This is a genomic window from Alteromonas sp. 14N.309.X.WAT.G.H12 (assembly GCF_036697315.1).
Classification (GTDB): domain Bacteria; phylum Pseudomonadota; class Gammaproteobacteria; order Enterobacterales; family Alteromonadaceae; genus Alteromonas.
This window is the reverse complement of record NZ_JBAHZB010000114.1, coordinates 671-7983: the sequence shown is the minus strand read 5'-3', so window position 1 is coordinate 7983 and position 7313 is coordinate 671. Positions and strand designations below refer to the sequence as shown.

General features: G+C 45.3%; 7 protein-coding genes and 1 pseudogene. 2 read left to right on the top strand and 6 right to left on the bottom strand.

From position 1 onward, the window contains the following. A pseudogene (locus tag V5298_RS17845) lies at positions 1 to 453 on the bottom strand (sel1 repeat family protein); the annotation flags it as partial. A gap of 24 nt (positions 454 to 477) precedes the next feature. Beyond that, the gene (gene nlpI / locus V5298_RS17840; protein WP_332932787.1) at positions 478 to 1368 is read right to left on the bottom strand and encodes a lipoprotein NlpI; all 891 of its coding nucleotides are present in this window, start codon (positions 1366 to 1368) and stop codon (positions 478 to 480) included. Between the two features lie 131 nt (positions 1369 to 1499). On the opposite strand from nlpI, the gene cdd reads away from it, so the two are divergent. Then, positions 1500 to 1919, top strand: a complete 420-nt coding sequence (gene cdd / locus V5298_RS17835) for a cytidine deaminase (protein ID WP_332932786.1) — start codon at positions 1500 to 1502, stop codon at positions 1917 to 1919. 6 nt (positions 1920 to 1925) lie between these two features. On the opposite strand, the gene V5298_RS17830 is transcribed toward cdd, so the two are convergent. Together V5298_RS17830 and pnp are read right to left on the bottom strand one after the other, a co-directional pair. Continuing rightward, complete coding sequence (locus V5298_RS17830; RefSeq protein WP_332932785.1) at positions 1926 to 2219, bottom strand: DUF1244 domain-containing protein; 294 nt, start codon at positions 2217 to 2219, stop codon at positions 1926 to 1928. An 82-nt stretch (positions 2220 to 2301) separates the two neighbouring features. After that, positions 2302 to 4413: a polyribonucleotide nucleotidyltransferase gene (gene pnp / locus V5298_RS17825; protein ID WP_332932784.1), complete on the bottom strand. Its 2112-nt coding sequence runs from the start codon at positions 4411 to 4413 to the stop codon at positions 2302 to 2304. Between the two features lie 229 nt (positions 4414 to 4642). Between pnp and V5298_RS17820 the strand changes: the two genes are divergently transcribed. After that, positions 4643 to 5194: an HNH endonuclease gene (locus V5298_RS17820; protein ID WP_332932783.1), complete on the top strand. Its 552-nt coding sequence runs from the start codon at positions 4643 to 4645 to the stop codon at positions 5192 to 5194. Positions 5195 to 5198: 4 nt separating this feature from the next. Here V5298_RS17820 and V5298_RS17815 read toward each other — a convergent pair whose 3' ends face one another. Next, positions 5199 to 6095 (bottom strand): mechanosensitive ion channel family protein, encoded by an 897-nt coding sequence (locus V5298_RS17815; RefSeq protein ID WP_332932782.1) that lies wholly within the window; start codon positions 6093 to 6095, stop codon positions 5199 to 5201. Positions 6096 to 6200: 105 nt separating this feature from the next. Then, positions 6201 to 7313, bottom strand: a 1113-nt coding sequence (locus V5298_RS17810) for a glutamate-5-semialdehyde dehydrogenase (protein ID WP_332932781.1), incomplete at its 5' end; no start/stop codon positions are given.

Genomic DNA, 7313 nt, shown 5'->3' with positions numbered 1-7313 from the left:
CCAGGGCAAGGCTTTATCGGCATAACCATTAAGCAAATACCAATCTGCTAGCGCCGCTTGACCGGGTAAGTAACCTTGCTGGGCAGACCGCTTTAACCACTTTTCCCTTTCTTGTGGATCATCAGTAGTAAAAGCATATTGCATTTGTGCTTCAGGGACATTGCCAATGGCCGCTAAGCGCATTAGCCGATCATCGGTCATATTGCCGTCGGAGGATTGGTAAAGTGCCCAGGCGGCATCGGCATTATCCAGCGCAACCAGCTTATTCAACCAGTATTGAGACTGGGTCATAGACGCAAAGGCCACTAACCGGTCTTGAGCTTGTTCACTGCCATTTTCAGCCGCTTGCCACAGTAAGGGGGCGGGATTGTCAGCACTGCCGGCATTACGTAATAGTTGAGCTGTATCCCGTCCGGAGTCTGAACCTACCAGCAAAAGTGCCAGCAGAGCCACGAATAATCCTCGCATGGGAAAGGATTAGTTCTCGTCGCCGGCAGGTGTTCTTAACCTGTTGAGCTCAATGCGAGCATAACGATGCTCCACGTAATCGTACACATTAGTACTTAACGCCAGTTTAAAATAATTCGATGCAATACCTTTATTGCCAAGGTAACTGTGGTATTTACCTAAATAAAAGTAAGCTTCACACAACCGATCGGTGAGTTCAGCTTGGCTGGACACCCCTTCGATAAGCGAATTGAGTAAATCATTTTCACTGGCAGTACCTAAGAATAAATCCACCAACTTCACTGCCCAATGCTCTTCGTTAAGGGTCGGTCTGACAGAAAGTAAATAGGCTTTGGCATCAGCCTCATCAATATCGGCTTTAGCAAAATAGGTCCAGAGTACCCGGAAAGGATCCGTTTCATCCTTGGTTTGGAAAGTCGTTAGATCAGCAACGGCCAAATCCGAACGCCCGCCATAATAAAGTGCAATGCCACGATTTAAGAAGGCAAAATCGTATTCAGGATCGATATCCAAGGTAGAATCGAAAGCCTCGTAGGCCTGAATGAAATTCATTTGTTGGACATAATGAATGCCAATGGAATTATACACCTCAGCCATATCAGGTTTTAGCTGTAATGCTTGGGTATAATCAAACTGAGCAAGACCTGCTAGGCCGACGCTATCGTATAACATCCCCCGTTGATACAGTAATTCAGCTCTGTCTTCATCGGGAATGGATGCATTGGCTAGCACCTGATTATAACGGGCAATAGCCATTTGCGAACGGGGATTAACCGGCGCAGGTTCGGCAAGTAATAAGTTTCCCATTTCGGCTTTTTGTTCCACATGCTGAGTGCTCGAGCATCCAACGATTGAAACGGAAATGAGGGAAAAAAAAGTGAGACTAATGAGGTTTCGCATGTTAAAAATGATATTACTCGCTATGAAATAGTTGGCAAGAAAAAGCACTGTCCACCTGGACAGTTAGCGATGTCTGTCACCTTCGCTGATTTAGTATAAAAAGTAAAGCCTAAACCCACCAGAGAGATGTAATGGAAAGTAAAATAATAACACAACTTATAAATTCAGCTCAAAAAGCGCAAAAAAACGCCCATGCGCCCTACTCTGGATTTCAAGTAGGTGCCGCCGTTCTCACCGAAGATGGCAATATTTTCTGTGGTTGTAATGTTGAAAACGCCGCCTATCCACTAGGCCAATGTGCCGAGGCCACCGCCATAGGCAGTATGGTAAGCCAAGGCACAAGGACGATAAAAGCAGTGGTTATCGCCAGTCCTAATGATGAGCTGTGTTTTCCTTGTGGCGGTTGCCGACAAAAAATTGCCGAGTTTGCCGATGACGCCACGCCCATTTATTTGGTCACCTCCACTGGCGATGTGGAAAAACACACGGTGAGCGAATTATTGCCCCATGCGTTTCGCTTAAGTCATGATGATACCCGCCATAAAGTCTAACCTCGTTTAGGCTTTTTTCTTCGCCGCCATGGCATCAAGCTGTGCTTGCGTAGCCGGGGCTTGATAATTCTCTTTCCATTCACTGTAGGGCATTTTATAAATGATTTCCCTTGCCGCTTCGTAGTCAATGGCCTCGCCTTCCTCTGCCGCCGCTGCACTGTACCATTTTGCTAAGCAATTACGGCAAAAGTCCGCCAAGATCATTAAATCGATATTTTGAACCTGTTTGTTGTCATCAAGATGTTTAAGTAAACGTCTAAAAGTTGCCGCTTCAATACGGGTTTGTGTATCATCAGCCATAATTCTTCTCCAACAAAAAAGGCGCTAATGCGCCTTTTTAATCTGTACTCAACAATGAGGTTACTGTCCTAGAATAGGACGATTACTCACCTTTGTCTTCTTTCGGTGCAGGTTTTTCAAGCAATTCTTTAATGCTTAAACGCACACGATTTTGACGGTCGATTTCCATTACTTTCACGTCAACCATTTCACCTTCTTTCAGGTAATCGGTTACTTTATTTACCCGTTCGTGGGCAATCTGAGAAATATGTACCAGACCTTCTTTACCCGGTAGTACTTCTACAAAGGCACCGAAATCAACGATACGGGTAATTTTACCATGATAGGTTTTACCCACTTCAATTTCTGCAGTCACCTGCTCAATTTTGCTAATGGCAATATCGGCTTTAGCCCGTTCAGTGGCGAAGATTTTAATGGTACCGTCATCTTCAATTTCGATGTTAGTATCAGATTCTTCCGTAATTTGACGAATCATCGCGCCACCTTTACCAATCACATCGCGGATCTTATCCTGATCAATCTTCATGGTATAAATACGCGGTGCAAACTCACTGAGTTCTTCACGGTGACCGGTAATGGCTTCATCCATCACTTTAAGGATATGCAAACGGGCTTCTTTCGCTTGTTTAAGCGCAATTTGCATGATTTCTTTAGTGATACCTTCGATTTTGATGTCCATTTGTAACGCAGTAATACCATCAGTAGTACCCGCTACTTTAAAGTCCATATCACCCAGGTGATCTTCATCACCCAAGATATCGGAAAGGACGACAAAGTTCTCATCGCTTTTCACTAACCCCATGGCGATACCCGCAACCGAGGCTTTAATAGGTACACCAGCATCCATCAGCGCCAAAGACGTACCACATACAGACGCCATAGACGATGAACCATTAGACTCGGTAATTTCCGATACAACACGTACCACATACGGGAATTCTTCGTCTGAAGGCATTACCGCTTGAATACCGCGTTTTGCTAAACGTCCATGACCAATCTCACGACGCTTAGGTGAACCGATAAAGCCGGTTTCACCCACACAATACGGAGGGAAGTTATAATGCAGCATAAATTTACTGTCGCGCTTACCTTGAAGCTCGTCAATCATCTGCGCATCACGTTCCGTACCTAAAGTGGCAACAACCAGTGCTTGTGTTTCACCACGGGTAAACACAGCAGAACCGTGCGTACGGGGTAAAATACCGGTGGCAACGTCAAGAGCACGGATCATGGCAGGATCACGACCATCGATACGAGGCTTGCCATCAAGAATACGTGAACGTACCACATCACTTTCTAAATCATGAAGAAGATCTGAGGCTTCTTTAGGATCTTGCTCTGGGTTTTCTTCTAAGATTTTAGCTAAGGCTTCTTCTGTTACCGCAGTAACAGCATCTTTACGGGCCAATTTATCAGAAATTTGATAAGCCTCTGTCATTCCCGCTTCAGCCAACGCTTTCACTTTCGCTTTAAGTTCAGTGTTTTCTGCTTTTGGCTGCCAATCCCACGCTGGTGTAGCCACTTCGGCGGCAAACGCTTTAACGGCATTAACCACAGCCTGAGATTGTTCATGGCCATACATTACAGCGCCAAGCATAACGTCTTCAGGCAGAATGTTCGCTTCAGATTCAACCATCAATACCGCACTTTCTGTACCGGCAACCACTAAATCAAGCTGACTTTCTTCCTGTTCGGAATTACGGGTGTTAAGAATATACTCACCACCTGAATAACCCACACGAGCAGCGCCTACAGGACCATTAAATGGGATACCTGAAATAGCCAGTGCTGCAGAGGTACCAATCAGAGAAATGATATCAGTGGGGATTTCTGGGTTTGCAGAAAGTACAGTTACAACAACCTGTACTTCATTGAAAAACCCTTCTGGGAATAATGGGCGGATTGGACGGTCAATAAGACGAGCGATAAGAGTTTCGCCCTCAGAAGGACGTCCTTCACGCTTGAAAAAACCACCGGGGATTTTACCCGCTGCATAGGCTTTTTCTTGGTAATTAACCGTTAAAGGGAAAAAATCCTGATCAGGATTTGCATCTTTTTTACCAACTACGGTAACCATCACGGATGTATCATCCATGCTAGCAATAACTGCGGCCGTTGCCTGACGAGCGATTACGCCCGTTTCTAATGTAACAGTATGCTGTCCATACTGAAATGAATGTGTAATAGGAGTCACTATTTGTCCTTTTTCTTTAATATATATTTCGCTTTTAAACGCGGCGCATAGTATAGCCGCGAACGCTACGTATTGCCATTATGAAATACAGGGCGCATTTTCCTTTTTATCGGGATTAAACCTTTTTTCCCAAGTTAATAAAATAATAACTTGGCATTTGGCTATTTTTTCATCATATTGCAATAATAAACAGTAAGCTGTATATGTCATCATTCAGGAGATATCCGCCATGCTCGTGCTCAGATTAAACAAAGCAGGCATGCCCCAGGAGTGGATCTTACCAGAAGAAGCCGCCAAACTTTACTGTCAGGAAAAAGTCCTCTTTGAACTGGGCGAAAAATCCTTCACCTTGCGTGGAGGCTGGAATCATCGAGGCATTCAAAGCCGCCTTACCCTTTCTAGCATTATTGCCTGCGAAGGAAAAATCGCAGATCTCAGTGGCAAGGTGGCCTTGAACAACCGCTATCTTTTCCGTCGTGATAATCACCTTTGTTTGTATTGTGGTCAGACATTTAGCCCATCCCTGTTAACCCGGGATCATATCATTCCCCGCTCTCGGGGCGGTCAAGATAGATGGACGAATGTGGCCACCGCCTGTGCTCGCTGCAATCACGCCAAGGGCGCCTGCACACCGGAAGAAGCGAATATGCCGTTGTTGGCCGTCCCCTTTCGCCCCAATATTTACGAGCGCTTTTACTTGATGAACCGCCGCATCCTCGCCGATCAAATGGCCTTTTTAAGCAGCCATTTTTCTCAGCAGCGGCACTGGTATCCCAAATAAGGCCTTAGCGAGTATTGGCTTTTTGTTTCCCGCGCACTTTTTCTTCGCGTAGGATTTGTTCATGCCAAAGATCCATCCAATCATGGGATATTTTTTGTTGCAGTTCGTGGGCTTCTTCAATAGGGCAAAATAACGAAATGGTAATGCGTAATTTTGCATACTGATTTGTCTCTATCGCAATATCCGGGTCAATATCAATAAACTCAGCATCCATATGCCGTTCGATAAGGCTTTTGTAACGACCCGCAACCTCTCGAAAGTGTTCACAGTGAGCGAGGGTGCATTCACGAAATTGCGGTAACAAAGCATAAGGGTTGGTTTCTGGCTCCAACACCAAGGTGAATTGATGCAGGGTATAACGACGCAAAAAGTTAAGGTTTCTTACCGCGTGGGTTACCAGCTGGCTATTGGGAATATATAGGTGTTTACCCGTATAGTTGTAGGATTCAGGATCAACTTCCAACAAGGTGGTTTTCGCCCAGTCCATTTCAACCACTTCCCCTTGGACACTGCTCATTTGGATCCAATCGCCGACGCGAAAAGGACGCGCCCCAAGGTAATAGATAAACCCCATAAAGCATTGAATGAACTCTCGGGTTGCCAACACAATGGCGACCATAAATGCCGCGATAGAAATGGCTAAATTCTGAATTTCAGATGCCCACAGCATCATCAACAATATTAATAAAATGGCATTGCCAAGTTGCTCAATAATATTGATTGAGTGCCGTCTGTCCTCACCTGTCTTTTTACTGCGCCGTTTCAGTAAACGTAAAACCAGGCGCTTTACTGCCAAAAACGTAATCATCAAGATGGCCGACGCCACCAGTTTATACGTTTGAATAAAATCGCTGATATTTTGCCACACTAGCGCCAAATCGACGCTGACATCTGCCATCATGTTGAGGTAACTCTCGAATTAAAAAAACCGGGCAGCGTGCCCGGTTCTCTAGTATCTCAATTCGGTTTTCATTTCACAATGCCAACCACAAGCAAATTGTGTTATTTATTCACGAACTTGGCCACTACCATTCACCAGATACTTTTCAGCGGTAAGTGATTCTAAGCCCATAGGACCGTAGGCATGAAGTTTGGTCGTTGCGATTCCGATTTCTGCACCCAATCCGAGTTGACTACCATCGGAAAAACGTGACGATGCATTCACCATCACCACAGAAGCATCAACGGCGCGCTGAAACATTTGCGCTGTTTGGGCATTTTCGGTACAGATAACTTCGGTATGATTGCTACCAAATGCAACAATGTGCTCAAGGGCACCCTCGAAATCATCCACCACACGAATGGCGATTTCCAGGCCTAAGTACTCTTCACCGTACTCATCTTCTCCAATCACATCTGCGTCAGCAAAGTAACTAGCGCCTTTTTCGTTAACATGAACACGGACATTATGTTCAGCCAGCGCTTTTGCGACTTTCGGTAAGAAGTCTCCGGCGATGCCTTGATGTACCAACAAGCCTTCCAGAGCATTACATACACCGGTACGTTGGGTTTTACCGTTAAGCAACAGAGTCAAGGCTTTATCTAAATCGGCGTCTTTATCAACATACAGATGGCAAACACCTTTAAAATGCTGAATGACGGGAACCTTAGCATTCTCCGTAACATAATTGATTAACCCTTCACCACCACGGGGAATGATGACGTCAATATAGTCACGTTGTTCCATTAACTCTTGCATGAGTGCACGATCAGGATCGGGCACCACACTGATCAATTCTTTGGGTAAATTGTGCTTTTCCAATACCGCTTGTAATAAACCCGCAATGGCCAAGCTCGTATCTAAGGCTTCTTTACCACCTCTTAGGATAACGCCATTTCCCGATTTAAAACATAATGCGCCGGCATCGGCAGTCACATTGGGTCGCGCTTCATAAATCATGCAAACCACGCCCAGGGGAATGCGCATCTTTTTAATTTCAATGCCATTAGGACGGGTGCCAATCACCCGCTCCTTACCCACAGGATCGTCTAACTCAATGATGACTTCAATTCCTTCTGCCATAGCTTCGATACGGGAGTCATCTAGAATGAGGCGATCGATCATGGCATCGTCAAGCTGCGCTTCTCTTGCGCGCTCAACTTCTTTCTCGTTCACCTG

Bases quoted from the DNA above. Each gene is read 5' to 3' on its own strand.
- nlpI (WP_332932787.1), bottom strand. From the start codon at position 1,368: ATGCGAAACCTCATTAGTCTCACTTTTTTTTCCCTCATTTCCGTTTCA.
- cdd (WP_332932786.1), top strand. From the start codon at position 1,500: ATGGAAAGTAAAATAATAACACAACTTATAAATTCAGCTCAAAAAGCG.
- V5298_RS17830 (WP_332932785.1), bottom strand. From the start codon at position 2,219: ATGGCTGATGATACACAAACCCGTATTGAAGCGGCAACTTTTAGACGT.
- V5298_RS17820 (WP_332932783.1), top strand. From the start codon at position 4,643: ATGCTCGTGCTCAGATTAAACAAAGCAGGCATGCCCCAGGAGTGGATC.
- V5298_RS17815 (WP_332932782.1), bottom strand. From the start codon at position 6,095: ATGATGGCAGATGTCAGCGTCGATTTGGCGCTAGTGTGGCAAAATATC.